This is a genomic window from Trinickia sp., from assembly GCF_051953405.1.
In the GTDB taxonomy this organism is placed as follows: domain Bacteria; phylum Pseudomonadota; class Gammaproteobacteria; order Burkholderiales; family Burkholderiaceae; genus Trinickia.
In genome coordinates, this window is sequence record NZ_JBQCIV010000080.1 from 39,773 (window position 1) to 64,315 (window position 24,543).

A 24,543-nucleotide genomic window follows, 5' to 3' on the forward strand; every position below is an offset into this window, starting at 1 on the left:
TACGAGAACGGACGCCGCTTCAAGCGCGGTGATAGGGGTGATTCTGCGTGATGCTCCACGCGCGGTAAAGCTGTTCCGCAAGCAGCACGCGAACCATGCCATGCGGCAAGGTCAGACTCGACACACGCAGCAGCAGTTCAGCGCGCGCCTTGATCGCGGGATCGAGGCCGTCCGCGCCACCGATCACGAACGCCACGTCGCGGCCCTCGCGCTGCCAGTCGGGCAGGGCGCCGGCCAATTGCATCGTCGTCCAGTCGCGGCCGCGCTCATCGAGCGCGACGATGCGCGCCGTCTTGGGCAGGGCGGCTTCGATCCGTTGACGCTCCGCCGCCATGACGCTTTGCGCCGAGCGGCTGCTCGTGCGCTGCTCCGGTTTGATTTCTCGCAGTTCGATGCGCAATTCGGGCGGCATCCGCTTCGCATACTCGTCGAAGCCGGCCGCGATCCAATCGGGCATCTTGTGGCCGACGGCCAGAATGTGGAGTTTCATGGTCGGGCGAGGCGCCGAGCGGCGCGCGCAGGCGCGAAGCGCATGCCTGCGGCGGCGTGTTCGGCGGCGGCGTCGTTACTTGGCGCTCGTCTTGCGAGCGACGCTCTTGCGGGCCGGGCTCTTGCTCGCGGGCTTGACGGCAGGCGCGGCGTCTTCGTCGTCTTCGTCTTCGGGCTCGCTCGCACGTGCACCCGCGAACGGGCTCGTATTCGCAAGCTTCACCCGAACGGGCTTGTCGCCCCAGATTTCTTCGAGGTTGTAGTACTGGCGCAGCGCCGGTTGCAGGATGTGCACGATCGCGTCGCCGCAATCGACGAGCACCCATTCGCCGATGTCCTCGCCCTCGGTGCTGACGATGTCGCCGCCGGCTTCCTTCACCTTTTCGCGGACGCTGGAGGCGAGCGCCTTCGTTTGCCGGTTCGAGTTGCCGCTTGCGACGACGACACGGTCGAACAGCTCCGTCAGATGGCTCGTGTTGAAGACTCGAATGTCTTGCGCCTTGACGTCTTCGAGAGCGTCTACGATCGCGCGTTGCAGTTTGCGGATGTCCATGGTTACCGGTGATACAAGTGATGTTGAAGAATATAGTCCCAGACGGCCTGCGGGATCGGCTCGGCGGCCGCCGCGGACGCCGCGCCGGCCTGGCCCGCGTTCTCGTGCGCGAGCCGCGCTTTTACGTGAGCGCGGATGTCGGTAGCCGAGACGTCGAGTGCCAATGTGTCGTCGATAAGCAGATGTCCCGCGCTCGTACTGCGCAGCGTGGCGGCGTCCGCCCGGCGAGGACCGAGTTCGCTCGCCAACGCCGGCGATAAGCTCGACAAGTCGAAGCCGGGACGCGTGGCGGCGCCGATATGCGCGAATTCGAATAGCCGCCGCCAGTCGCGCCAAGTGTCGAGCCGCAACAGCTGATCCGCGCCGATGAGCAACGAAAGCGATGCGTTGGCCCCCTCGCGGGCGCGCCAGCGGGCAAGCGTGTCGACCGTGTAGGTCGGCCCCGTCTGCTCGATTTCGTCGGTCGCGACCGTCACCGCGACCCCCGGCAGCACCAGCGAGGCGGCCGCCGCGCGCGTCATCGCCAAACGGTGCCGCGCCGCCGATACGCCCGATTTCTGATACGGCTGCCCGGCCGGCAGCAGCACGAGTTCCGTCAGCGCGAGCTGCTCGGCGAAGCGGCGCGCAAGCGCCAGGTGTCCGTTGTGAATCGGATCGAACGTGCCGCCGAGCAGGCCGACGCGGCGCGGCAGCATCGGCCGCGTCTCGGCAGCGGGACGAGAGAGGGCGGGGGCGGTCGAGATCAGTGTCGGTCCTTGTCGCTCGGTCGGGGTTCGATCAAAGCCAATCGCGCGGCTTCAGGAAATCGCTGTAGAGCCGGGCCTCGGGCGAGCCCGCTTCGGGCTGCCAGTCGTAACGCCAATTCGCCACGGGCGGCATCGACATCAGGATCGACTCCGTGCGTCCGCCGCTTTGCAGTCCGAACAGTGTGCCACGGTCGTACACGAGGTTGAACTCGACGTAGCGGCCGCGCCGGTATCCCTGGAAATCGCGCTCGCGTTCGCCATAAGGGGTCGCACGCCGCTTTTCCAGGAGCGGGAGATAGGCTTGGATGAACGCGTCGCCGACGCTGCGCATCATCGCGAACGAGCGCTCGAAGCCCAGTTCGTCGAAATCGTCGAAGAAGATGCCGCCCACGCCGCGCGTTTCGTTCCGGTGCTTCAGAAAAAAGTAATCGTCGCACCAGCGCTTGAAGCGCGGGTAGAGTTCCGCGCCGAACGGGGCGAGTGCATCGCGGCAGACGCGGTGAAAGTGTGCCGCGTCTTCTTCGAAGCCGTAATACGGTGTCAGATCCATGCCGCCGCCGAACCAGAAGACGGGGGCTTCGCCCGCTTTGGTGGCCGCCAGCATGCGCACGTTCATATGCGCGGTCGGGCAGTACGGGTTGCGCGGATGGATGACGAGCGAGACGCCCATCGCCTCGAAGCCGCGTCCGGCCAGGTGCGGCCGAAGGGCGGTGGCCGACGGCGGCAGCTTGTCGCCGGCCACGTCCGAAAACCCGACGCCCCCGCGCTCGATCACGGCGCCGCCCTCTAGGATGCGCGTCACACCGCCGCCGCGCAGGCGCTCTCCGGCTGGGCGTTGCCAAGCGTCGACGCCGAACGGCGTACCGTCGAGCGCGCCGAGCGCGTCGGCGATGCGCGTTTGCAAGCCTTGCAGATAGGTGCGGACGGAAGCAACGTCGTAGGTCGTATCGGGCATGGTATGGCGCACGCAAAGATGACGGAAACCGGGCCTAGCCAAACGACCCGGGGTATCGCCGGCACCCGCGCGCGCGAAGTTAGTGCTTACGGTTTAGCGCGCGGTAGCCGATGTCGCGGCGATATTGCATGCCGTCGAACGAGATTTGGTTGATCGCCTCGTAGGCGGCCGATTGCGCGCCGCGTACCGAATCGGACAAGCCGACGACACACAGCACGCGCCCGCCCGCCGTCACGAGTTTACCGTCGACGAGCGCCGTACCCGCGTGGAACGTCACCGCATTATCCGTCTCGGGAGCAATGCCGTTGATCCGATCGCCCTTGCGCGGGGTGTCGGGGTAATTGTGCGCGGCCAGCACGACCCCGAGCGCCGTGCGGCGGTCCCAGGTCAGTTCGACCGTATCGAGCGTACCGGCGATGGCGCTTTCGAGCACCTTCGAGAAGTCGCCCTTCAGACGCGCCATGATCGGCTGCGTTTCCGGGTCGCCCATCCGGCAGTTGAATTCGAGCGTTTTCGGGTTGCCTTCGCTATCGATCATGAGGCCCGCATAGAGGAAGCCCGTATAACGGATGCCTTCCTTTTCCATACCGCGCACGGTCGGCAAGATGATCTCGCGCATGACGCGCGCATGCAGCTGGGGCGTAACGATCGGGGCCGGCGAGTACGCGCCCATACCGCCCGTGTTCGGACCGAGGTCGCCATCGAGCAAGCGCTTGTGATCCTGGCTCGAGGCGAGCGGCAGGACGTGCTTGCCGTCCACCATGACGATAAAGCTCGCTTCCTCGCCGGCCAGGAACTCTTCGACGACGACGCGCGCGCCGGCATCGCCGAGTTTGTTGTCGGCGAGCATCATGTCGATGGCCGCATGGGCTTCATCGAGCGTGGTCGCGACCACGACGCCTTTGCCCGCGGCCAGACCGTCGGCTTTGATGACGATCGGCGCGCCCTTGCTGTCCACATAGGCGTGCGCGAGCGCGGCATCGGAAAACGTCTCGTATTCGGCTGTGGGGATGCCGTGGCGCTTCATGAACGCCTTGGCGAAATCCTTCGAGCTTTCGAGCTGGGCGGCTTCCTTCGTCGGCCCGAACACCTTCAGGCCGCGCTGGCGGAATACGTTGACGATGCCCGCGGCGAGCGGCGCTTCGGGGCCCACGACGGTCAGCGCGATTTGCTCGCTTTCCGCGAAATCGGCAAGCGCGCCGATGTCGGTGATGGCGATATTGCGCAGACGCTCGTCGGTTGCCGTGCCGCCGTTGCCGGGCGCGACATAGACGAGCTGCACGCGCGGCGATTGCGCGAGCTTCCAGGCGAGCGCGTGTTCGCGACCGCCGGAGCCGACGACGAGTAGTTTCATATGATGTTCCCCGAAGACCTAAAAGAGGGGCGGCCGGCGCATTGAGCCCGGCCGCGATGTCGTTGCCCGATGCGTCGCGCCCTCCCTCCTCACTGTAGGCGGGGGCGGCGCGTGATGCATCGTTACTCGTCCGCGATCGACGCGTTCGTGTAGACCTCTTGCACGTCGTCGAGATTTTCGAGCGCGTCGAGCAGTTTTTGCATCTTCACGGCGTCGTCGCCCGCGAATTCGACTTCCGTTTGCGGCTTCATCGTCACTTCGGCCAGTTCGGCCTTGAAGCCGGCGGCTTCCAGCGCTTGCTTGACCTTGGAGAAGTCGTTCGGGCCGCACAGCACTTCGATGCTGCCGTCGTCGTTCGTGACGACGTCGTTCGCGCCCGCCTCGAGCGCCGCTTCCATCAACGTGTCCTCGGGCGTGCCCGGGGCGAACAGAAATTGGCCGACGTGGTCGAACAGGAACGACACGGAGCCGTCCGTGCCCATGGTGCCGCCGAACTTCGAAAACGCGTGCCGCACTTCCGCGACCGTGCGCGTGCGATTGTCGGTCATCGTGTCGACGATGACGGCCGCGCCGCCGATACCATAGCCTTCGTAGCGAATTTCTTCGTAGTTGGCGCCGTCGACGCCGCCGACGCCGCGCTGGATCGCGCGGTTGATGTTGTCCTTCGGCATGTTCGCGTCGTAGGCCTTTTCGACGGCCAGCCGCAGGCGCGGATTCGAATCGATCTCGCCGCCGCCCATGCGGGCCGCGACCTGAATTTCCTTGATCAGGCGCGTCCAGACCTTGCCGCGCTTGGCGTCCGCCGCGGCCTTCTTATGCTTGATGTTGGCCCATTTCGAGTGACCAGCCATACCTTTCTCCGTGGCGCGTGCCGATTCCGGCACACGCATGATGCGTTTTTGTCGGTTGCGAACCGTGCGAGCCGTACCGTCTTGCCGTGGCTCGGTTCCAGTGTCGGGCGGCGTGTCGCGGGTCGCTCGCGGGTATCGCGCGCGGGCGCGATGCGAATGGAGCGGGCCGTCCGAAGAGCAGACCGCGATTTTATCATGCCGGGCTGCGCACGCGGCGCCGGCCGGCCCGGGTGCTCGCGGGCGTAAGGGAGAGCGGCGCGCGCGAGCGCGCACTCGCGTTCAGGCGGGTGCCGGGGCGCCGCGCACGGGCGGTTCGCCGTCGTTGTCGGCCAGCAGTGCGCCGAACGCATCGGCGGTCAGCGGTACGCCGAGCAGATAACCTTGCAGTTGATCGCACCGCAGCGCTTCGAGCTTTTCCCGCTGCGATGCGGTTTCGACCCCTTCGGCCACGACGTTCATGCCCAAAGAGTGGGCGAGCTTGATGATCGCCGCGACGATCGCCGTGCCCTCCTGGTCGTTGGCATCGAGCCCATCGACGAAAAAGCGGTCGATCTTGAGCTGGCGCACGCGAAAACGCTGCAAGTACGCGAGGCTCGAATAGCCGGTGCCGAAATCGTCGATGGCCACTTCGAAGCCGCATTTCTGAAAGGCATGCACCGTCTCGGCCGTACGGCGCACGTCGTGCATGGCGGCGGTCTCGGTGATCTCGAACATGATCCGTTCGGCGCTCATGCGCTCGGCGCGCACGATCTCTTGGATCGTCGGGAGCAGGTCGGGCTGCGCGAGCTGACGCGGCGAGAGATTGATCGCGACCTTCGTGCTCTTCAAGCCGGCGGCCTGCCAGCGGCGGATCTGCCGGCACGCTTCGCGCACGACCCAATAGCCGATCGGCACGATTTGCCCGTTGCGCTCGGCGATCGAGATGAATTCGGCCGGCGGCAGCAGGCCCAGCGTGGGGTGATTGAGCCGCAGCAGGGCCTCGGCCCCGGCCAAGCCGCCGTCGCGGCCGTAGAACTTCGGTTGGAAGCGCAGCGAAAAATACTGCTTGTCCAACGCCTCGTGCAAAGCCTGCTGGATCTGCAGCGTGCGCGTGGCCGCCTCGTTCATGTCCGCTTCGAAAAAGCGGCAGGTGCCGCGGCCCGCCCGTTTGGCGGCGTACATCGCCGCGTCGGCGTTTTTGAGCAGCGCCTCGACGGTATCGCCGTCGCGCGGGAACAAGGCGATGCCGATGCTCGGCGCGACTTGCAACGGCCGCGCATCGATCCAGATGGTCTCGCGCATGCGCGAGAGCACGCTTTGCGCCATGCGCTCGGCATCGTCGGGCAAACCGACCTGGCGCATCAGCATGACGAATTCGTCCCCGCCCAGGCGGGCGACCGTATCGCCCGTATCCGCACAATCGACGAGGCGCTGAGCGAATGCCCGCAGTACCTGATCGCCCGCGGTGTGGCCGAGCGAATCGTTGATGGTCTTGAAGCCGTCCAGATCCATGAAGAGCACGGCGAACAGGGGCTTGCCGCGCTTGGCGAATTCGATCGCTCGCTCGATGTGTTCGGTCAGCGTGCGGCGGTTGGGCAGTTCGGTCAGCGCATCGAAGGCGGCCATATGGACGATCCGGCTGTTCAACTGCGAGACCGATTGAATGAGCGAGGCCGTGCGCGCGTCGAAGCGCGAGAGCATGAGCGTGACGATCAGGATCGCGAAGGTGAAGATCGAGATCGTCGTGCCGAGCCAGCGCAGATCCACGCCATTGGCCGCGCCGCAGATCGCGCCCGGCAGGTAGTTGGCGGCCGCGTTGGCCGTGTAGTGCATGCCCGTGATGGCCAGCCCCATGACGACCGAGGCGGCCATGCGCTTGGCGAGCACGTCGTCCTGATCTTCCGTGCGCAGCTTTTGCGCGATGAAGAGCGCCGCGCCCGAGGCGACGATGGCGATGACGATCGACGCCGCGACGAGCGCCGGGTCGTACACGATGCCCGGCCGCATCTGCATGGCGGCGTCGCCGGTGTAGTGCATGCCGACGATGCCGAGGCCCATGAGGACGGCGGCGCACGCGAGGCGTTTCGCGCCGAGCGTATCGTGCGCGATCACGTTCAACGCGAAATACGACACCCCGATCGCGATCAGGAGCGAGGCGGCCGTGATGGTGAAGTCGTAGCCGACCGCGATCGGCAGCTTGAATGCGAGCACGCCGATGAAATGCATCGACCAGATGCCGATGCCCATCGCGCCGGCGCCGCCGGCGAGCCAAGCGTGGCGTTGCCGGCGATTCGGCAATTGAGCGATTCGCCCCGAAAGGTCGAGCGCCGTGTACGACGCGAGCGTCGCAACGACAAGCGAGAGCGCGACCAGCCAAAAATTGTAAGTACCGTGCATGGCGGGCTTGCGGTGACGGGAAAGGTTCCACGTCGTTTAACGGCACGCCGGGCGATTTTCTTCAGGCGCGGCAAACCCGAACGGGGCCTCGCAATCCGACAGCGGCTGGCGTGGAGCGGGTGGCGGACGGCTCGCCGGTTGTCGGCGTGCCGCCCTTGCGAGGCGCGTGTCCGCGTTTTTCCCCGTGTTGCGTGTCGAACCGAACCGATCAGTTCTTGGTTCCGAAGAGCCGGTCGCCGGCATCGCCGAGGCCCGGCACGATGTACGCGTGCTCGTTCAAGTGCGAATCGAGCGACGCGACGTACAGCTTCACGTCGGGATGTGCATCCTGGAAGACCTGCACGCCCTCGGGCGCCGCGACGAGCGCCACGAACGAGATGTTCTCGCCCGCCACGCCGCGGCGTTTCAGTACGTCCACCGCATGCACGGCCGAATAGCCCGTCGCGACCATCGGGTCGCAGAGGATGAACGTGCGGTCTTCGAGGTCGGGCAGCCGGACCAGATATTCGACGGGACGATGCTCCGCGTCGCGATAAACCCCGATGTGCCCGACGCGCGCCGACGGAATCAGTTCGAGCAACCCGTCGGACATGCCGATGCCCGCGCGCAGCACCGGCACGATGGCGAGCTTCTTGCCGGCGATCACGGGCGCGTCGACCTCCACGAGCGGCGTCTCGACCCGGCGCGTCGTGATCGGCAGATTGCGCGTGATTTCATAGCCCATGAGCAGCGTGATCTCGCGCAGCAACTCGCGGAACGTGCGCGTCGACGTGTCTTTGTCGCGCATGTGAGTGAGCTTGTGCTGAATCAGCGGATGATCGAGGATGATGAGGTTCGGGAAGCGGCTGTCTTGTTTCATGGCGGGGGCGCGAGGCGGCGCGGCAAAGGTTATTCGGACACGTTTACCGAAAGAATCGAGCGCTTCCGCTTTTTCCGTGACGACGGCGCAGTGCTACGCGATAAGCCTAGCGACGATACGCGGCCCCGGTCGCGTTGCCGACCGGCGCGGGAGCCTTGTTGCGGCCCGCGTCGCGGCCTTCGGCGCGGTTGCGGCGATTCTTCTACAATCGCCCCCATCGTCTTCCTCAGCGGGATATCAGCATGGATCTTGGAATCGCCGGGCGTACCGCGCTCGTATGCGCGGCCAGCAAGGGGCTCGGACGCGGGTGCGCACAGGCGCTCGCGCTTGAGGGCGTCGACCTCGTGATCGTCGCGCGCACGCGCGAGACGCTGGAAGCCACCGCCGCCGATATTCGGGCGAAGACGGGCGTGTCGGTGCGTACCGTCGCTTGCGATATCACGACGCCCGAGGGGCGAGCGGCCGCGCTCGCGGCGTGTCCCTCGCCCGATATTCTCGTGAACAATGCCGGCGGGCCGCCGCCGGGCGATTTCCGCCAGTTCACGCACGACGATTGGATTCGCGCGCTGGAAGCCAACATGCTCACCCCGATCGCCTTATTGCAGGCGACGATCGACGGCATGATCGAGCGCGGCTTCGGCCGTATCGTGAACATCACGAGTTCGGCCGTGAAGGCGCCGATCGACGTCCTCGGCCTGTCGAACGGTGCGCGTTCGGGGCTGACGGGCTTCGTTGCCGGCGTCGCGCGTAAAGTTGCCCGGCACAACGTGACGATCAACAATCTGCTGCCCGGCTTGTTCGATACCGACCGCATCGCCGCCACGCTGAGCGCGCACGCGCAAGCGAAAGGCGTGAGCCTCGACGAAGCGCGGCGCGAGCGCGCGGGGGCGATTCCCGCGCAGCGGCTCGGGCAGAGCGAGGAGTTCGGCAAGGCTTGCGCCTTCCTGTGCAGCGTGCACGCGGGCTACATTACGGGGCAAAACTGGCTCATCGCCGGCGGCGCCTATCCCGGAACATTCTGAGGGCGCGCGGACGTGCTTTGTCGCATTCTATGCGGGGCGCAGCAGGCGGTGGCCCCGCGCCGGGCCGGCGAGCGCGATCGGTGCTTGCCGGGCTCGATCGATTTTTTCATTCGGCTTGAACACGAAGGAGCTGTGCCATGTCCCGTTGCGTCGCGCTGATCGCGCACGACCACAAGAAAGACGACATCGTCGCCCTCGCGGGCGAGTACGCGCAGACGCTGCGCCAATGCAGATTGATCGCCACGGGCACGACGGGCGGGCGCATCGCCGATACGCACGCGTTGACCGTCGAGCGTATGCTTTCGGGGCCGTATGGCGGCGACCTGCAGATCGGGGCGCTCTTGGCCGAGGGCAAGGTCGACCTCGTCATCTTCCTACGCGATCCGATGACGCCGCAGCCGCACGAACCCGACATCAACGCGCTCGTGCGCGCCTGCGACGTGCACGACGTGCCGTGCGCGACGAACGTCGCCACGGCGCGCATGTTGCTCGATACGCTCGCGGCGCACACCGCGGCTGCCTGAGCTGAGCGGCTCGAGGCGCCCGAGGTGCCGTAGCCGGTCGATCGCGTCCGATCGAATTCGGCGGCGTATCGTCAGGCAAAACCGAAAAGCGGCGGTGCGCGCGGCGCGCCGCATGAACCGAACCATTCGAGCCTCGCGCTCGGCAAGGAGAACGGCATGGCGAAAGCCATTCGCATCGAACGCACCGGCGGCCCCGAAGTGATGCAGTGGGTCGACGTCGACGTGGGCGCACCCGGCGAGGGCCAAGTGCGCATCGAGCAACACGCGGTCGGGCTGAATTACATCGACGTCTATTTCCGCACCGGGCACTACCCGATGCCGCTGCCGGGCGGGCTCGGTATGGAGGCGGCCGGTGTCGTCACCGAGGTCGGCGCGGGCGTTACTCGATTCAAGGCCGGCGATCGCGTCGCCTACGTCGCCCGCCCGCCCGGCGCGTATGCCGAGCAGCGCGTGCTGTCGGCCGATCTGCTCGTGAAGCTGCCCGACGCGATCGGTTTCGACGAGGCGGCGTCCGCCATGCTGCAAGGCCTGACGGCCCAATATCTGCTGCGACGCACGTTTCGGGTCGAACCGGGCCAGACGATTCTCATTCATGCGGCCGCCGGCGGGGTGGGCCTGTTCGTCTGCCAATGGGCCAAGGCGCTGGGCGCCACCGTGATCGGTACCGTCGGCTCCGACGAGAAGGCCGAACTCGCGCAGGCGCATGGCTGCGACTACCCGATCGTCTATACGCGCGAGAACTTCACCGAGCGCGTCAAGGAGATCACGCAGGGCGCGGGCGTGCCCGTCGTCTACGATTCGATCGGTCGGGACACCTACAAGGGGTCGCTCGATTGCTTGGCGCCGCTCGGCTACTTCGTCAGCTTCGGCAGCGCCTCGGGCCCGCTGCCGCCGATCGAGGCGAGCGAGTTCTCCGATCGCGGATCGCTCTTCTTCACGCGGCCGACGCTGTTCAGCTACATGGCCAAGCGAGAGTGGCTCGATGCGATGGCCGCGGAGCTGTTCGACGTCATCGCCTCGGGCAAGGTGAAGACGAGCGTGCGTCAGCGCTATGCGCTCAAGGACGTGGCCGACGCGCATCGCGCGCTCGAGGGGCGCCAGACGACCGGCTCCACGGTTCTCATTCCGTAATGAACTTGCAAAAGGGCGTCGGCCCGTCGAACGTATGAGCGAAGCGGGCGTGAACGTCGTAGTGATCGAGGACGAGCGGCAGATTCGCCGCTTCGTCCGGGCGTCGCTCGAGGCCGAAGGCATGAACGTCTACGACGCCGAAACAGGCAAGGCGGGTTTGACCGAGGCGGCGACGCGCAAGCCCGATCTTGTCATCGTCGATCTCGGCTTGCCCGACGCGGACGGCATCGACGTGATCCGCGAGTTGCGCGCGTGGGCCGATATTCCCGTCATCGTGTTGTCGGCGCGCACGCAGGAGGTCGAGAAAGTCGCCGCGCTGGACGCTGGCGCGGACGATTACCTGACCAAGCCGTTCGGCGTGCCGGAACTGCTGGCTCGGATCCGCGCGCATCTGCGGCGGCGCGGGCGCGGCGGCGCGAGCGACTCGTCGCTCGTGCGTTTCGGGGAAGTCAGCGTCGATCTCGCGCAGCGCAGCGTGACGCGCTCGGGCGAGGCCGTGCATTTGACGCCGATCGAATACCGCCTGCTCGTGGCACTCGTACGCCACGCGGGCCGCGTCCTCACGCATCGGCAGTTGCTGAGCGAAGTGTGGGGGCCTTCGCACGTGGAAAGCCAACACTACCTGCGCATCTATATGGCGCATCTGCGGCGCAAACTCGAGCGCGACGCCGCGCAGCCCGAGCATATCGTGACGGAAACCGGCATCGGCTATCGGCTCGTGGGCGCCATGTGAGACGCACGGCACTGAAGGCCGGTTCTCGTCGCACCCGCGCGGCCGTGCGGCGGCCGGCCTGTCTATAATGAGACAGCGATGAGACAGCGGCTCATCGGAGCGTGCAGGGGATATGCATCTCGGGTCGGATGCGGTTCCCGCTGACGGACCACCGTCGGCGCGCGGCCCGAGATCGCATCACCACGAAAGCGGGGGGAGGGGGCAATGATCGATGCACTTTCGCTCGGCGCTGGCCTGTCATGGGCCAGCGGCTTGCGACTCTATCTAACCGTCTTTCTCGTCGGCATGCTGGCCCGGGTCGGCGTCGTGCATTTACCCGATACGCTGTCGACGCTGTCCTCGGGTTGGGTGATCGGCGTGGCGGGCGTCCTGGCCATCGTCGAATTCCTGGCCGATCGCATTCCCGCCTTCGATTCGCTTTGGGATGCCATCCACACCTTCATCCGTATTCCCGCCGGGGCGTTGCTTGCCGCGGGTTCGCTCGGCCATGCCGATCCGGCCCTGCTCACGATCGCCGCGCTTTTCGGCGGGACCCTCGCCGGTTCCGCGCATCTGACGAAAGCCGGCACGCGCGCTTTGATCAATCTGTCTCCCGAGCCGTTCTCGAACTGGGTCGCCTCTTCGACCGAAGACGTGCTCGTCTGCGCGGGCCTCGCGCTCGCCCTGTTCGTGCCGGCCGTTTTCCTGCTGCTCATGGCCGGTTTCGTGGCATTCGCCGTCTGGGCGTTGCCGCGTCTATGGCGCGGGGTGCAGGGCGGCTTCAAGGGGATGGCGGCGCACATGGTGTCGCGCCTCGGCTCGATCGGGGGCAAGCGCGATTGAGCGAAACACCGACCGTCGCTCGGCCCGGCGAGCCGCTCGGCCGTCTCGAACTCGTGCGGCAGGCTGCGCGTATGACCGCGCGCGACTGGCGCGCCGGCGAACTGACGATGCTCGTCGTCGCCTTGGTATTGGCGGTCGCGGCCCTTGCCAGCGTCGGTTTTCTCGCCGACCGGTTGCAGCAAGGGCTCGAGCGCGATGCCCGCCGCATGATCGCGGCCGACTTCATCGTTCGCGCCGATCATCCCATCGCTTCCCCGTTCTTCGACGAAGCCCGCTCCCTAGGCCTGCGCACGGCGACGACGGCTATTTTCCCGAGCATGGTGTCGCGCGTCACGGCGACCGATCGCGGCGATCCGGTGCTGTCCACCGCACGTTTGGCTGCGGTCAAGGCGGTGTCTTCCACCTATCCGCTACGTGGCGCGTTGCGCATCGCCCAAGCGGCCGATGCGCCGGATCGCCGAGCCGACGGCATCCCCGCGAAGGGCACCGTGTGGGTCGACGCGCAGTTGCTCGAGACGCTGCACGCTAAGGTGGGCGACCTCGTACAGGTGGGAGATCGCCGCTTTACGATCGGCGCCGTCATCACGCGCGAACTCGATCGCGGCTTCGCGTTCGTCAATTTTTCCCCCCGCGTCATGGTACGGGCCGACGAACTCGCTTCGACCGGACTCACCGGCTTCGGCAGCCGCGTGACGTATCGCTTGCTCGTGGCTGGCGACGATGCGGCCGTCGCGCGCTTTGCCGCGTTTGCGCACGAGCGGGTCGATGACGGCAAGCTGCGCGGGGTCGCACTCGAATCGCTCGAAGACGGCCAGCCCCAAGTACGCGAAACGCTCGACCGCGCGGGTCATTTTTTGCGGCTCGTCGCGCTGTTGACCGCGCTGCTCGCGGCTGTGGCCATCGCCATGGCGGCGCATCGCTACACACGGCGCCATCTGGACGGCTGTGCCGTCATGCGTTGCCTCGGCGTGGGGGAGACCGAGTTGCGCGCGCTGGTGGTGCTCGAATTCGCCTTCGTCGGGCTGACGGGGGGCGTGCTCGGTGCGGCGCTCGGCTACCTGGGACACTTTGCGCTGCTGGCTTGGCTCGGCAGTCTGATCGCGGTGGCCCTGCCGCAGCCGAGCCCGTTGCCGGCCATCGAAGGCATCGGCGCGGGGCTCGTGCTGTTGTTCGGTTTTGCCTTGCCGCCGCTGTTGGCGCTCACGCGCGTGCCGCCGCTGCGCGTGCTGCGGCGCGAATGGAACGGCGGGACGAGAACGGCCTGGTGGGCGTACGCGGTGGGCATCGTTCTGTTCGCGGCGTTGCTCGTGCTGGCGGCCGGGGAGCTTACACTCGGTGCGATCGTCGCGGGCGGCTTCGCGCTCGGCCTCGTGGCGTTCACAGCGACGGCGCGTCTTGCGCTGTGGCTATGCGCGCGCGCGGCACGCAGCGAGGCGGGCCGGCGTGTTGCGGCTGCAGTGGGCTGGCGCTATGCGCTGGCGTCGCTGGAGCGGCGCGGCTGGGTGAGCGCGCTGCAGATCACGGCGCTCGCGATCGGTCTCATGTGTCTGCTGCTGATTGCGATGACGCGCAACGATCTCGTACAAGGCTGGCGCCAATCGACGCCGCCCGACGCACCCAACGAGTTCCTCATCGATATTCAGCCCGACGAGCGGCAGGCCGTGATCGACTACCTGAGCGGGCATGGCGTGGCGAACGTGGTGCTCGAGCCGATGGTGCGCGCCCGGCTCGTGTCGATCGACGGCAGGCGTGTAGTGCCCGAGTCGTATAAGAACGAGAACGCCCGACGGCTAGTCGATCGCGAGTTCAACCTCTCGTATCGCAGCGTGCTGCCCGACGATAACCGGATCTCGGCCGGCACCTGGTACGGCGACACGACGCGGCCCGAGATTTCGATCGAAGCGGGGCTCGCCAAGCTGATCGGCGTGAAAGTGGGCGACGTCTTGCGTTTCGACGTAACGGGCATCCCGGTCGAGGCGCCGATCACGAGCGTGCGCACGCTCGACTGGGGGACGTTCAAGGTCAACTTCTTCGTGTTGATGCCGCCGGCCGCGCTGCAAGGATTGCCGGCGCTGTTCATCACGAGCTTCTATCTGCCGAGCGCGCGGCGCGCCGTCCTGGACGGCTTGATCGCCGCGCATCCGAACGTGACGGCGATCGACATCGCACCGATCCTTGCCCAGGTGCAACACGTGGTGGACCAGGTGGTCGGGGCCGTGCAGTTCTTGTTCGCTTTCACGCTCGCGGCGGGCTTGCTCGTGCTCTATTCCGCGCTGGCGGGCACGCGCGACGAGCGCGTCCGGGAATCGGCGCTGCTTCGGGCGCTTGGGGCCTCGCACCGACAAGTGCGATCGGTGCATGCGGCCGAGTTTGCCGTGGTTGGCGCGGTCGCGGGCGCGATGGCAGCCGTGGGCGCGCAAGCACTCGGCATCGTGCTCGCGACACGCGTTTTCGATTTCCACCTCGACATCGATCCATGGCTGTTGCCCGCGGGGATCGCCGCCGGCATCGCGTGCGCGGGCGGCGGCGGACTCATCAGCTTGCGCCGCGTGCTGCGTCGGCCGGCCGCCCAGTCGTTGCGCGATGCGTGAAGCTGCGCTTAACGCTTACTATTTCGTTTTTTTTGTGAACCGTATGACTGACGATTTGAACGACGGCGAAGCGCAAGCCAAACAACCTAGCGCGTTCGACCTCGTGGGCGGCGAAGCGCGCGTGCGCGAACTCGTCGACCGTTTTTACGACCTCATGGATCTGGAGCCGGAGTTCGCGGGCATTCGCGCGTTGCATCCCGCCGCGCTCGACGGTTCGCGCGACAAGCTCTTTTGGTTTCTCTGCGGTTGGCTCGGCGGCCCGGATCACTACATCGAACGCTTCGGCCATCCCCGCCTGCGTGCGCGCCACTTGCCGTTCGCGATCGCCTCATCGGAGCGCGACCAATGGGTGCGCTGCATGGCGTGGGCGATGGAGGACGTCGGTTTGCCGCTGGCGTTGCGCGAGCGGCTGGCCGTGTCGTTTTTCGATACGGCCGACTGGATGCGCAATCGGGAGGGCTGATGAACGACGAAAGCCGCGCCGACTACACGGCGCTCGATCCGGCCGCGCGGGCCGTGCTCGATTTCTGGTTCGGCAAGCCCGACACGAGCGAGTTCGGGTGCGCATCGGCACGCTGGTTTACACGCGACGACGCTTTCGACGCGCTGATCCGCGAGCGTTTCGGCGCGACGCTCGAGGCCGCGCGGCGGGGCGAGTGCGACGCTTGGCAGCGCACGCCGCTCGGTGCGTTGGCGCTCGTGGTGGTGCTCGATCAGTTTTCGCGCAACACCTGCCGGGGGCGCGCCGATGCCTTTTCCGCCGATGCGAAGGCGCTCGACGTCGCCCGCCGGCTCGTCGCGAGCGGCGCGCATCTCGATTTGCCCTCTTGCGAGCATCGTGCATTCGCGTACCTCCCGTTCGAACACGCCGAATCGCTCGACGCACAAGCCGAATCGGTGCGCTTATTCGAAGCGCTGGCGCGCGAAACGGGGCAAGCCGGCAAAGGCAGCTACGTCGACTACGCGCGCCGGCATGCCGCCGTCATCGAACGGTTCGGCCGCTTTCCTCACCGCAATGCCGTGCTGGGACGAGCGTCGACCGACGAAGAGCACGCGTTTCTACGCGAGCCGGGCTCTTCGTTCTAGCGCTCGGCGCCATACGGTGCGAACGCGGCGGCTTCGAGCGTGCGCTTGCGCGCGTACACGCGCAGCAGTTCGTCGTGATCGCCCGGGCGTGCGCCCGACCAAACCGGCGTCCAGGTCGAGCCCGGCTCGAACTTTGCGTCTCGCCCTTGGACGATGAGCCAGCGGCAACGGGTCGTCTCGCCTTCGGCGACGGGCCGATGCACGATGCCGGCGAAGTAGTAGAGCATCGGCGCTTCCGATTCGCCCAGGTCGATGCTGGCCATGCAATCGTCGACATTCCAGGCGCGATCGAGGTGCAGCGATAAATCTTCGAACACGGACCGATAGCTCTTGGCCTCGTCGATCCAAGGCAGCAGCAGCGTCAAGACGAGACCCCACGCCAGCATGACGCCGGCCGCCCAGCTCAGTACGCCACGCCATGCACCGCTATGCCGCAAACGCGGCATGATCCCGAGCCATCCGAGCGTCAGCGCGAGTGCCGTCATGACGGCGACGGGCCGGATCGGCAACGTCCAATCGAGCGGTAGCCAGCGCCCGAGCCAGGCCAGGCGCTCGTGCGTGCTCGTGGGGTCGGTCATCTCCGACCAGACGAGCCACGTCGCCGTCGCCAGCGCGCCGAACAGGGCGCGGCTCGCGTAGTCCCACGCGACGTGACACGCGCGAGGCCACCGTTCGAGCGCTTGTGCGGCGATGAGCGCAAGCGGCGCGATGAAGGGCAGCAAATACAGTTCGCGTGCCGTCGCCGATATCTGGAGCACGGCGATACCCGTCGCCGCGAACACGACGGGAATGCCGACGGACGGTGTGCGAAAGCGTCGCCATGCGCCGGTCGCGAGCGCCAGGAGCGCAAGCGGCCCCGACGGAAAGCCGGCCGTGAGCAGCGCGCGCCAGATGAACAGCGGCTTGTCGTTCTCCGATCCCAACTGCTGCACGGAGAAGCCGAAAAACCGTCCGACGTTGTTGTCCCACAACCAAACCTCGAACAGCGCCGGCGAGCGGCAGTAAAAGGCGAGCGGCCAAATCAACGCGAACGGTGCGAAGGCGAGCGCGGCGACGCCGATCGCGCGCGCGAATTCGCGACCGCGGCAAGCCGAATACAGCACGGGTAATGCGCCGAGCGTCGCACCGAAGACGAGCGGCAGAAAGAGTCCCTTCGTCATGAAGGCAATGCCGACGCCGGTACCGAATGCGAGCGCCGCGCGATCCGCAGCCGCGCGCCCGATGCGGCCGTTTGCGCCCAGACGCGGCGATTGCAGTGCGATCACGAGTTCATAGAGCCCCGCCAGCCCGAGCGCCGCGCCGGCCATCAGCGCGACGTCGGTCATCATGTCGTGGGTGTGCTTGACGACGAGCAGCGTCGTGCCGAACAGCGCGAGCGTGCCGAAGACGCGCGGATCGAGCCCACTGCGCGAACGGAAAATGCGCCGCGCCAAGTGGGCGACGCAGCCGAGTGCCAGGGCCGTAAAGAGCGCGCTCGCAAGTCGAGCCGCGTCGTGCAGCGGCAGCCAGCCGCGGCCGATCCAGGCCAGGCTCGCCGCGACCCAGTAGTAAAGCGGCGGCTTTTCGACGAAGGGTTGACCGGCATTCATCGGCACGACCCAGTCGCCCGATTCGAGCATGTGCTGGACGATGCCGAATGTATAGGTTTCGTCCTGCTTCCACGGGTCGTGGCCGAGCGTGCCGATCAGCAGGTACGCCAACGCGACGGCAACGAGCGCGAGCAAGCGCTGCAGCCCGTATTGGCTCGACGCATAGGCGCCGGTCCCAACCCCGGCCCCGGCGGCCGGCGCCTTGCTTTGCAAGCTCGCCGGCGCGATAGCATCGATGCCGGCCCCACCGGCGGCGCCGTGACGCGCTGCAGCGGCGGTGCTCGCCGCAACGGGCAAGACGAGGGCATCGCGTACGGGCGTGAGCCCGCGCGCGGAACGGGATGTTTCCGGCATGATTTGGCGGTTGGAGTGGCCGCACCCTGCGTGGGGTGCGGCCTAGGAGGGCTACGCTCGAGGCTGGCCGGCGGCCGCGGGCACGGGGGCGAAGCACGAGCGGCCCGATGCGCGCGGCTATTGCTAGCCAGTGCGCATCATCGTAGAGGCCGCGCGCGCGGATGTCTGACGAGAAACGTGGCGATTTGTGTAGTTTTGTCGAGAAGCGGCCGCGCGAATGGCGAAAGCGATGGGCGGCCGGTTGGGGCGTGCCGCCTTGACGCGGTTAGCGGCCGCCGGTGACGTCGAGCAACGCCCCCGTCACGTACGACGCCGCATCGCTGAGCAGCCACACGATGGCGCGCGCCACTTCATCGGCGTGTCCGGGCCGGCCGAGCGGCGTGTGGGCGCCCAGCGCGGCGGCGCGTTCGGGCCGGCCCCCGCTCGCGTGGATGTCGGTTTCGATCAACCCGGGGCGGACGGCATTCACGCGCACGCCGCGCGGCCCGAGTTCCTTGGCGAGACCGATCGTCATCGTATCGACGGCGCCTTTCGAGCCTGCGTAATCGACGTATTCGTTCGGTGACCCGAGCCGTGACGCCGCCGACGAGACGTTGACGATGACGCCGCCGCGGCCGCCGCGGTCGAGCGACATGCGGCGGGCCGCCTCGCGCGCGCACAGGTACGCGCCCAGAACGTTGACGTCGAAGATGCGCTTGAGCCGCGCGGTATCCATCTCGGCGAGCGGCATCGATGGCCCGACGATACCGGCGTTGTTCACGAGGGCATCGATGCGGCCGAAAGCGGTTTCGAGTTCGTCGAACATGGCGACGACGGCCGTTTCATCGGCGATGTCGCCGGGCAGCAAGACGGCTCGCCCGCCCGCGCGCTCGACGTCATCGGCGGTTTGTTGAGCCGCGGCTAGTTCGTGCACGTAGTTCACGCCGATGGCCACGCCTTGTTCGGCGAGCAGGCGGGCGGTAGCGCGGCCGATGCCGCGGCTGGCACCGGTGATGAGGACCACTCGACGTTCGCTATTCATCGGGCGCACTCCGGCAAGGAGAAACGGCGGCGGGCACGCGCGGCCCGCACGGTATCGTATCGATCGCGGCTAGACGACTTCCCGCTGCGTGGCCCATTTGTCGCGGCCGGGCGGGTGATAGCGGCGCAGCTTCTCGAGCAGGGCGGGGGCATCGGCGTCGATCTGCAGGATGTCGAGGTACGCCTGCTGCATGAAACCTTCGCGCACCGTATGTTCGAGCATGCCGACGAGCGGGGCGTAGTAACCGCCGATATCGTAAAGGCCGATCGCCTTGTTGTGATAGCCGAGCTGGGCCCAGGTGAAGACCTCGAACAGTTCCTCGAGCGTGCCCGCGCCGCCCGGCAGGGCGACGAACGCATCGGACAGATCGGCCATCATGCGTTTGCGGTGGTGCATGTCGGGTACGACGTGCAGCTCGGACAAGCCCTTATGGCCCACTTCCTTTTCGACGAGCAATTCCGGAATGACGCCGACGACGTGCCCGCCGGCCGCCAGCACTTCGTCGGCGATGACGCCCATGAGGCCGACGCGCCCACCGCCGTAGACGAGCGAGCAGCCGGCCGCGACGAGGGCGCGGCCGAACGCCGCGGCCGCTTGCGCATAGATGGGTTTGGCCCCGATCGACGAGCCGCAGTAGACGCAGACGGATTTCATGCGAGGGTGTCCTTGCTGCCGTTCGGACGGCCGACGCCGTCGCGCGGGGGCAGATAGTCCTGGAATTGACGCTTGGGCAGTTTGCCGGAGACGAGATCGTCGAACAACTGGCGCGAGCGTCCGCGCAGATACGGCGCCATCATCGAAATCACATGCACGCTCACTTGGTGCAGTTCGGCGCGAATCGCTTCCTGATCGTTGTACTTGCGCGGGTGCATGACGAACTGGTACGACAGCCAGTACGTGGCGATCACGCCCATATTCGTCGCGATGACTTGGATTTCCTCGGGCGTGGCGACCATTTCTTCGTCGGCGACGAGCAGCTCGCACATCTCCTTCGCGAAGCGCACCTTATGGCTGATGATTTGCTTGAAGTGCGTCTCGAGCGTGCGGTTGCGGGCGAGCAGATCGTTCAGATCGCGATACAGGAACCGGTAGGTCCACATGAAATCGGCCATGTACTGCAAATACGACCAGGTTTCGTCGATCGTCGGACGATGGTCCTCCGGGAAACGAAGCCGCTTCTCGATCGCCTGCTCGAACTGCGCGAAGATGCTGTTGATGATGTCGTCTTTGTTGCGGAAATGGTAGTAGAGATTGCCTGGGCTGATCTCCATTTCCTCCGCGATCGTCGTGGTGGTGACGTTCGGCTCGCCGATCTCGTTAAATAGCTTCAACGATAACTCGAGGATCCGTTCGCGGGTGCGGCGGGGAGTTTTGGCTTCCATGTCGTCCGGCCCTGTGCTGCCGGGCACGCGCGGCGCTCGCGCGACGCTGCGGTAATGCGCCCGGCTCGGTTGGTATGTGGCACTGCGTCGGGCGATTATAAACCGGTCGTTCTGTTCCTCGAACTTTGGGATAGGTTTTCATCTGGCGGAAAGCAAACCGTGCTAGCGGGCCCGCTAACGGGCACTACCGCTCACCCAGTGCACCGCCAACGGACCGACGATGAGGGCCCACGTAAGCACGCAGGTCGAGAGGGCCACGGTCACGGCCGCGCTGCCCAGATCCTTGGCGCGGCGCGACAATTCGTGACGCTCGAGCGAGATGCGGTCGATCGCGGCTTCGACGCTCGAATTCAAGAGTTCGACGATCAGCACGAGCAGCACCGAGCCGATCAGCAAGACATGCGAGACGGCGTCGACGGGCATCAGCGCGCCGCACGGCACGAGAATCGCCGCGAGCGTCAGCTCCTGGCGAAACGCGCTTTCCTCTTGGATGGCGACGCGAAAGCCCGCGATCGAATTCTTCAGCGCGTGCCAGGCCCGCGTGAGTCCGCGGTTGCCCTTGTAGGGATTGAACGGCAGCGGCGCGAGCGGATCGTCGGGCGAAAGCGGCTCGTGCGGCGCGCTCTCGTGCGCGTGGGAATCGGCGCTGGCCGAGCTAGGCTGCTCGTCGGGCGCAAGCGGCTCGTCGCGTTTCATGCGGCAGCATTTTCCTCTTGCGCGCCGGTCCGCGCGAGCGGTTTCAAATGCGCGGCGAACTGCATCGAAGCCGCTTGCCACGAAAAGCGCTCGGCCCAGGCGCGCGCGTCGGCGCGGTCGAGCTTGAGCGCATCGAGGCAGGCTTCGCGCAAGTCTTCGTGCATCGCCCCGGCGTGGCTGCTCGTGCCCAGCACGTCGATCGGGCCCGTGACCGGATAGGCCGCCACCGGCGTGCCGCAGGCGAGCGCCTCGAGCAGCACCAGCCCGAACGTATCGGTGCGGCTCGGAAAGACGAAGACGTCGGCGGCCGCATAGACTTTCGCCAGCTCCGACTGGCTCAGCACGCCGAGGTAATTGGCTTGCGGATAGCGCGATTTGAGTTCGGCCAGCGCCGGGCCTTCGCCGGCAACCCATTTCGAGCCGGGCAGGTCGAGCTTGAGAAACGCTTCGACGTTCTTTTCGATGGCGACCCGGCCCACGTACAGGAAAATCGGCCGGGCCGTATTGAGCACCTTCGAATCCATCGGATGAAAGATGTCGAGATCGACGCCGCGGGTCCACAGCACGACATTATCGAAGCCGTGCTGTTCGAGGTCGCTTTTCACGACGGGCGTCGGCGCCATCACGGCCAGCGAGGGCCGATGGAACCAGCGCAAGAAACGATAGGTGGCCGAGGTCGGAATACCGAAGCGGGCCTGCACGTATTCTGGAAAACGCGTGTGGTAGGCCGTCGTGAACGGCAAGCCGCGGCGCATTGCGTAGCGGCGCGCGGCGAGCCCGAGCGGACCTTCGGTGGCGATATGCAGCGCATCGGGCGCAAACTCGTCGATCCGGGCATGCACGCGCCGGCGCGGCAACAGCGACAGGCGAATTTCGGGATAGGTCGGACACGGGATCGTGCGGAACTCGAGCGGCGTCATCAATTCGACGCGATGACCGAGCGCCGTCAATTCGCGTGTGGTGTTCTTCAAGGTGCGCACGACGCCGTTGACTTGCGGCTCCCAGGCGTCGGTGACGATCATGATTTTCATGCGGTCGGATTCCCGTTCGCGAAGCGGTTAGGCCGTAGCCTGGGTTTTGCGCGGCTGAGCGGCCGGCGAACGCATGACGGTCCAGTAGATTACCTGGAGTTCCCCGTCGAGCGTCTCGACGAGCGCCGACAGGCTTTCCACCCAGTCGCCGTCGTTGCAGTAGAGCAGGCCGTCGACATCGCGGATTTCGGCCTTGTGGATATGGCCGCAGACCACGCCGTCGCACCCGCGCCGGCGCGCCTCTTCCACCATGACGTGTTCGAACGACGAGATGAAGTTGACGGCGTTCTTGACCTGGTGTTTCAGATACTGCGAGAGCGACCAGTAGTGCAGCCCGAAGCGGCTACGCACGCGGTTGAACCAGCGGTTCAGGACGAGGATGGCCGTGTAGGCCGTATCGCCGAGATAAGCGAGCCACTTCGCGTGCTGGATGACACCGTCGAACAGATCGCCGTGGACGATCCACAAGCGCTTGCCCGTGAGCGTCGTATGAAAGGCTTCGCCGCGCACATGGATGTCGCCGAATGCGAGATCGCAGAATTGGCGGGCGCCTTCGTCGTGATTGCCGGGGATGTAGACGACTTGCGTGCCTTTGCGCGCCTTGCGCAGAATTTTCTGCACGACGTCGTTGTGCGCCTGCGGCCAGTACCAGCCTTTCTTCAGTTGCCAGCCGTCGATGATGTCGCCGACAAGATACAGATATTCCGAATCGTTATGCCGGAGGAAGTCGAGCAGATACGGCGCCTGGCATCCGCTCGAGCCGAGATGGATGTCGGACAGCCAGATGGTGCGGTAGCGCAGCGGGTCGCCCACGCCGTCGTCGCTCTGATGGCCCGAGGCGTCGAGCGAGCCGGGGCTCGGTGCGTGCGCGGGCCCGCCGTCGGGCAGGGCCGGTTGGAAGGGGACGGGTTCGACGCTTGCGCCGAGTTGCCTGAGGAGCGAAGTCGCGGACGTCGTGCGGTCCATGGCTTCTCGCGTCGAGTTGAACATGGCGCTCATTGCGCCACGCGCCCGTGACTGCCACATGACAGTCACGCGAAGTTCTTATTACGTCATTTTAAGGGAGCGATCGCGCAACCTCAGCGAGACTCGGCAGCGACGATGCGGGTCCCGGCGAGGCGGTCGTGCGGAAACTGGCGAGCGGGGTCGAGACGGGCCGCCGCGGCCCATAGGCAGAACCACGCCGCCGCGGCGCCGAGCGTCGCGGGCACGGGCAAATGCGCGAGCGGATGCAGGGCGAGCGGCGGCAAGAACCAAAGCCACGCGGCGAGATAACGGGCGAGCGCGCGCCCGGCCGTGGGCGGCTGGCCCGTGCTCGTCGCGACGAGGCGCAACCGCCAGGTCTTCATCGGCAGGGTTTGGCCGCCGCGCGTCCAGCACCAGACGAAATACGCGCCGACGACGAGCGCGACCCACGCGGTCAGTGCATGGTGGTGCGTGAGGCCATTGCGCTGCTGGGTCAGGGTGGCAAACAGGTAGCCGGCGATGAAGACGATGCCGAACAGCAGCACGCTCTCGTAGACGAGGGCGGCGAGGCGGCGGCGGATCGTCGGCACCGGTGCCGGCTTGGGCGCGGGGCAGGCGTCGGCCGGCGGCGTGACCGGTGCTTGGGCGGCCATCTCGGTCAGGCGCCGCGGAAGATGGACGGCTGGTCCGACGGCGACATCGGCGTCGGCGGCACCGGTACCGTCGTGTTGACGGGGCCGGACGCCGAGCCCGCGCCGGAGGCCGGCACACCCGAGGCGGCGCTCGATGCCGCGGCTGCGCCGCTTGCGGCCAGCGGCGGATTCACGAGGCGGTTGAGCCCGCGGATCTCGCTGCGCTCGCCGAGCGGCGGCGCGCTGACGATGGTCGGCCGGCGCTTGCGTCCGATCGCCGCCAGTTTCGCCTTTTGTTCGGGCGACAGTTCCTGATAGGCCTGCCAGGCCTTCTTGCGCGCTTGTGCGGGCAGGGCTTTCGAGACTTGATAGTTCTCGCGGGCGACGCGGCGCTGATCGGGCGTCATGCGGACCCATTCGGTCATGCGCTCGTGCAGCCGTTTCTGCGCTTCGGGCGACATCTTCGCGAAATGCGCCGCGATCTTGATCCATTTGCGCTTGCGTTCGTCGCTGAACGTATTCCATTCGGACGCGAACGGCGCGAGCGCCTCGTGCTGAGCGTCGCTCAGGTGCGACCACGATAGCGGATTGGTATCGTCGGCGAGCGGCGGAAATTCCACCGTCAGCGGCGCCTGTTGCGACGACGCAACGCCTTGCGCCCCCGGTGCCTGGTGCACGGGCGCGGACGGGAAGAATCGGGGGTAGGTGGCCGCGAACGCGACCGCCGCGGCGATCGCGCACCCGAACACAACGGCCAAGCTGCGCTTATAGCTCACCGGC

The 24,543-nt window shown here is 66.6% G+C and carries 25 protein-coding genes; 8 read left to right on the forward strand and 17 right to left on the reverse strand.

Features of this window, described 5'->3' with window-relative positions; genetic code table 11:
* Positions 1-19: 19 nt before the first annotated feature.
* The 8 genes from rlmH to upp form a co-directional block, all read right to left on the reverse strand.
* Positions 20-490 (reverse strand): 23S rRNA (pseudouridine(1915)-N(3))-methyltransferase RlmH, encoded by a 471-nt coding sequence (gene rlmH / locus ACTHN9_RS13490; RefSeq protein WP_440537264.1) that lies wholly within the window; start codon positions 488-490, stop codon positions 20-22.
* A 75-nt stretch (positions 491-565) separates the two neighbouring features.
* Positions 566-1,042 carry a ribosome silencing factor gene (gene rsfS, locus ACTHN9_RS13495; RefSeq protein WP_440537265.1) on the reverse strand — a complete coding sequence of 159 codons (477 nt, stop codon included), beginning with the start codon at positions 1,040-1,042 and terminating at the stop codon, positions 566-568.
* Positions 1,043-1,044: 2 nt separating this feature from the next.
* The gene (locus ACTHN9_RS13500) at positions 1,045-1,737 is read right to left on the reverse strand and encodes a nicotinate-nucleotide adenylyltransferase (RefSeq protein ID WP_440537266.1); all 693 of its coding nucleotides are present in this window, start codon (positions 1,735-1,737) and stop codon (positions 1,045-1,047) included.
* Positions 1,738-1,819: 82 nt separating this feature from the next.
* Positions 1,820-2,743 (reverse strand): oxygen-dependent coproporphyrinogen oxidase, encoded by a 924-nt coding sequence (gene hemF, locus ACTHN9_RS13505; protein ID WP_440537267.1) that lies wholly within the window; start codon positions 2,741-2,743, stop codon positions 1,820-1,822.
* A gap of 79 nt (positions 2,744-2,822) precedes the next feature.
* Positions 2,823-4,097, reverse strand: coding sequence for a phosphoribosylamine--glycine ligase (gene purD / locus ACTHN9_RS13510; protein WP_440537268.1), 1,275 nt, complete (start codon positions 4,095-4,097; stop codon positions 2,823-2,825).
* Between the two features lie 122 nt (positions 4,098-4,219).
* On the reverse strand, positions 4,220-4,948 hold the full coding sequence (locus tag ACTHN9_RS13515) for a YebC/PmpR family DNA-binding transcriptional regulator (protein ID WP_440537269.1): 729 nt from the start codon (positions 4,946-4,948) through the stop codon (positions 4,220-4,222).
* Positions 4,949-5,227: 279 nt separating this feature from the next.
* The gene (locus ACTHN9_RS13520) at positions 5,228-7,324 is read right to left on the reverse strand and encodes a putative bifunctional diguanylate cyclase/phosphodiesterase (RefSeq protein ID WP_440537270.1); all 2,097 of its coding nucleotides are present in this window, start codon (positions 7,322-7,324) and stop codon (positions 5,228-5,230) included.
* Positions 7,325-7,532: 208 nt separating this feature from the next.
* On the reverse strand, positions 7,533-8,183 hold the full coding sequence (gene upp / locus ACTHN9_RS13525) for a uracil phosphoribosyltransferase (RefSeq protein WP_440537271.1): 651 nt from the start codon (positions 8,181-8,183) through the stop codon (positions 7,533-7,535).
* Between the two features lie 242 nt (positions 8,184-8,425).
* Between upp and ACTHN9_RS13530 the strand changes: the two genes are divergently transcribed.
* From ACTHN9_RS13530 to ACTHN9_RS13565, 8 genes are all read left to right on the forward strand, one after another.
* A complete protein-coding gene (locus ACTHN9_RS13530; protein ID WP_440537272.1) occupies positions 8,426-9,205 on the forward strand; it encodes an SDR family oxidoreductase in 780 nt (259 codons plus the stop codon).
* 137 nt (positions 9,206-9,342) lie between these two features.
* Positions 9,343-9,729: a methylglyoxal synthase gene (locus tag ACTHN9_RS13535; RefSeq protein WP_440537273.1), complete on the forward strand. Its 387-nt coding sequence runs from the start codon at positions 9,343-9,345 to the stop codon at positions 9,727-9,729.
* A gap of 156 nt (positions 9,730-9,885) precedes the next feature.
* Positions 9,886-10,860 carry a quinone oxidoreductase family protein gene (locus tag ACTHN9_RS13540; protein ID WP_440537274.1) on the forward strand — a complete coding sequence of 325 codons (975 nt, stop codon included), beginning with the start codon at positions 9,886-9,888 and terminating at the stop codon, positions 10,858-10,860.
* A gap of 34 nt (positions 10,861-10,894) precedes the next feature.
* Positions 10,895-11,593: a two-component system response regulator KdpE gene (gene kdpE, locus ACTHN9_RS13545; protein ID WP_440537275.1), complete on the forward strand. Its 699-nt coding sequence runs from the start codon at positions 10,895-10,897 to the stop codon at positions 11,591-11,593.
* 204 nt (positions 11,594-11,797) lie between these two features.
* Positions 11,798-12,415, forward strand: coding sequence for a DUF4126 domain-containing protein (locus tag ACTHN9_RS13550; protein ID WP_440537276.1), 618 nt, complete (start codon positions 11,798-11,800; stop codon positions 12,413-12,415).
* Positions 12,416-12,486: 71 nt separating this feature from the next.
* Positions 12,487-15,006, forward strand: coding sequence for an ABC transporter permease (locus ACTHN9_RS13555; RefSeq protein ID WP_440537295.1), 2,520 nt, complete (start codon positions 12,487-12,489; stop codon positions 15,004-15,006).
* A 43-nt stretch (positions 15,007-15,049) separates the two neighbouring features.
* Positions 15,050-15,469 carry a group II truncated hemoglobin gene (locus ACTHN9_RS13560; RefSeq protein WP_440537277.1) on the forward strand — a complete coding sequence of 140 codons (420 nt, stop codon included), beginning with the start codon at positions 15,050-15,052 and terminating at the stop codon, positions 15,467-15,469.
* Positions 15,469-16,092: a DUF924 family protein gene (locus tag ACTHN9_RS13565; RefSeq protein ID WP_440537278.1), complete on the forward strand. Its 624-nt coding sequence runs from the start codon at positions 15,469-15,471 to the stop codon at positions 16,090-16,092. Before ACTHN9_RS13560 ends, ACTHN9_RS13565 begins: the two co-directional genes overlap by 1 nt.
* Here ACTHN9_RS13565 and ACTHN9_RS13570 read toward each other — a convergent pair.
* From ACTHN9_RS13570 to ACTHN9_RS13610, 9 genes are all read right to left on the reverse strand, one after another.
* Positions 16,089-18,035, reverse strand: a complete 1,947-nt coding sequence (locus ACTHN9_RS13570; protein ID WP_440537279.1) for an ArnT family glycosyltransferase — start codon at positions 18,033-18,035, stop codon at positions 16,089-16,091. The genes ACTHN9_RS13565 and ACTHN9_RS13570 overlap by 4 nt on opposite strands.
* A 265-nt stretch (positions 18,036-18,300) precedes the next feature.
* Positions 18,301-19,056, reverse strand: coding sequence for an SDR family oxidoreductase (locus ACTHN9_RS13575; RefSeq protein ID WP_440537280.1), 756 nt, complete (start codon positions 19,054-19,056; stop codon positions 18,301-18,303).
* Between the two features lie 69 nt (positions 19,057-19,125).
* Positions 19,126-19,710 (reverse strand): TIGR00730 family Rossman fold protein, encoded by a 585-nt coding sequence (locus ACTHN9_RS13580; protein WP_440537281.1) that lies wholly within the window; start codon positions 19,708-19,710, stop codon positions 19,126-19,128.
* Positions 19,707-20,438 (reverse strand): TetR/AcrR family transcriptional regulator, encoded by a 732-nt coding sequence (locus tag ACTHN9_RS13585; protein ID WP_440537282.1) that lies wholly within the window; start codon positions 20,436-20,438, stop codon positions 19,707-19,709. The genes ACTHN9_RS13580 and ACTHN9_RS13585 overlap by 4 nt, the downstream gene beginning before the upstream one ends.
* 174 nt (positions 20,439-20,612) lie before the next feature.
* Positions 20,613-21,215: a diacylglycerol kinase gene (locus ACTHN9_RS13590; RefSeq protein WP_440537283.1), complete on the reverse strand. Its 603-nt coding sequence runs from the start codon at positions 21,213-21,215 to the stop codon at positions 20,613-20,615.
* Positions 21,131-22,165, reverse strand: a complete 1,035-nt coding sequence (locus ACTHN9_RS13595) for a glycosyltransferase family 4 protein (protein ID WP_440537284.1) — start codon at positions 22,163-22,165, stop codon at positions 21,131-21,133. Before ACTHN9_RS13595 ends, ACTHN9_RS13590 begins: the two co-directional genes overlap by 85 nt.
* A 27-nt stretch (positions 22,166-22,192) precedes the next feature.
* A complete protein-coding gene (locus ACTHN9_RS13600) occupies positions 22,193-23,131 on the reverse strand; it encodes a UDP-2,3-diacylglucosamine diphosphatase (RefSeq protein ID WP_440537296.1) in 939 nt (312 codons plus the stop codon).
* Between the two features lie 113 nt (positions 23,132-23,244).
* Complete coding sequence (locus tag ACTHN9_RS13605; RefSeq protein ID WP_440537285.1) at positions 23,245-23,784, reverse strand: RDD family protein; 540 nt, start codon at positions 23,782-23,784, stop codon at positions 23,245-23,247.
* Between the two features lie 5 nt (positions 23,785-23,789).
* Positions 23,790-24,539: a DUF3106 domain-containing protein gene (locus ACTHN9_RS13610; RefSeq protein WP_440537286.1), complete on the reverse strand. Its 750-nt coding sequence runs from the start codon at positions 24,537-24,539 to the stop codon at positions 23,790-23,792.
* Between the last annotated feature and the right edge of the window lie 4 nt (positions 24,540-24,543).

Bases quoted from the DNA above. Each gene is read 5' to 3' on its own strand.
- rsfS (WP_440537265.1), bottom strand. From the start codon at position 1,042: ATGGACATCCGCAAACTGCAACGCGCGATCGTAGACGCTCTCGAAGAC.
- ACTHN9_RS13595 (WP_440537284.1), bottom strand. From the start codon at position 22,165: ATGAAAATCATGATCGTCACCGACGCCTGGGAGCCGCAAGTCAACGGC.
- ACTHN9_RS13580 (WP_440537281.1), bottom strand. From the start codon at position 19,710: ATGAAATCCGTCTGCGTCTACTGCGGCTCGTCGATCGGGGCCAAACCC.
- ACTHN9_RS13535 (WP_440537273.1), top strand. From the start codon at position 9,343: ATGTCCCGTTGCGTCGCGCTGATCGCGCACGACCACAAGAAAGACGAC.
- ACTHN9_RS13550 (WP_440537276.1), top strand. From the start codon at position 11,798: ATGATCGATGCACTTTCGCTCGGCGCTGGCCTGTCATGGGCCAGCGGC.
- upp (WP_440537271.1), bottom strand. From the start codon at position 8,183: ATGAAACAAGACAGCCGCTTCCCGAACCTCATCATCCTCGATCATCCG.
- ACTHN9_RS13585 (WP_440537282.1), bottom strand. From the start codon at position 20,438: ATGGAAGCCAAAACTCCCCGCCGCACCCGCGAACGGATCCTCGAGTTA.
- ACTHN9_RS13500 (WP_440537266.1), bottom strand. From the start codon at position 1,737: ATGCTGCCGCGCCGCGTCGGCCTGCTCGGCGGCACGTTCGATCCGATT.
- ACTHN9_RS13605 (WP_440537285.1), bottom strand. From the start codon at position 23,784: ATGGCCGCCCAAGCACCGGTCACGCCGCCGGCCGACGCCTGCCCCGCG.
- ACTHN9_RS13515 (WP_440537269.1), bottom strand. From the start codon at position 4,948: ATGGCTGGTCACTCGAAATGGGCCAACATCAAGCATAAGAAGGCCGCG.
- ACTHN9_RS13530 (WP_440537272.1), top strand. From the start codon at position 8,426: ATGGATCTTGGAATCGCCGGGCGTACCGCGCTCGTATGCGCGGCCAGC.
- ACTHN9_RS13560 (WP_440537277.1), top strand. From the start codon at position 15,050: ATGACTGACGATTTGAACGACGGCGAAGCGCAAGCCAAACAACCTAGC.
- ACTHN9_RS13570 (WP_440537279.1), bottom strand. From the start codon at position 18,035: ATGCCGGAAACATCCCGTTCCGCGCGCGGGCTCACGCCCGTACGCGAT.
- ACTHN9_RS13520 (WP_440537270.1), bottom strand. From the start codon at position 7,324: ATGCACGGTACTTACAATTTTTGGCTGGTCGCGCTCTCGCTTGTCGTT.
- purD (WP_440537268.1), bottom strand. From the start codon at position 4,097: ATGAAACTACTCGTCGTCGGCTCCGGCGGTCGCGAACACGCGCTCGCC.
- ACTHN9_RS13565 (WP_440537278.1), top strand. From the start codon at position 15,469: ATGAACGACGAAAGCCGCGCCGACTACACGGCGCTCGATCCGGCCGCG.
- ACTHN9_RS13575 (WP_440537280.1), bottom strand. From the start codon at position 19,056: ATGAATAGCGAACGTCGAGTGGTCCTCATCACCGGTGCCAGCCGCGGC.
- kdpE (WP_440537275.1), top strand. From the start codon at position 10,895: ATGAGCGAAGCGGGCGTGAACGTCGTAGTGATCGAGGACGAGCGGCAG.
- rlmH (WP_440537264.1), bottom strand. From the start codon at position 490: ATGAAACTCCACATTCTGGCCGTCGGCCACAAGATGCCCGATTGGATC.
- ACTHN9_RS13600 (WP_440537296.1), bottom strand. From the start codon at position 23,131: ATGGACCGCACGACGTCCGCGACTTCGCTCCTCAGGCAACTCGGCGCA.
- ACTHN9_RS13555 (WP_440537295.1), top strand. From the start codon at position 12,487: ATGACCGCGCGCGACTGGCGCGCCGGCGAACTGACGATGCTCGTCGTC.
- ACTHN9_RS13540 (WP_440537274.1), top strand. From the start codon at position 9,886: ATGGCGAAAGCCATTCGCATCGAACGCACCGGCGGCCCCGAAGTGATG.
- hemF (WP_440537267.1), bottom strand. From the start codon at position 2,743: ATGCCCGATACGACCTACGACGTTGCTTCCGTCCGCACCTATCTGCAA.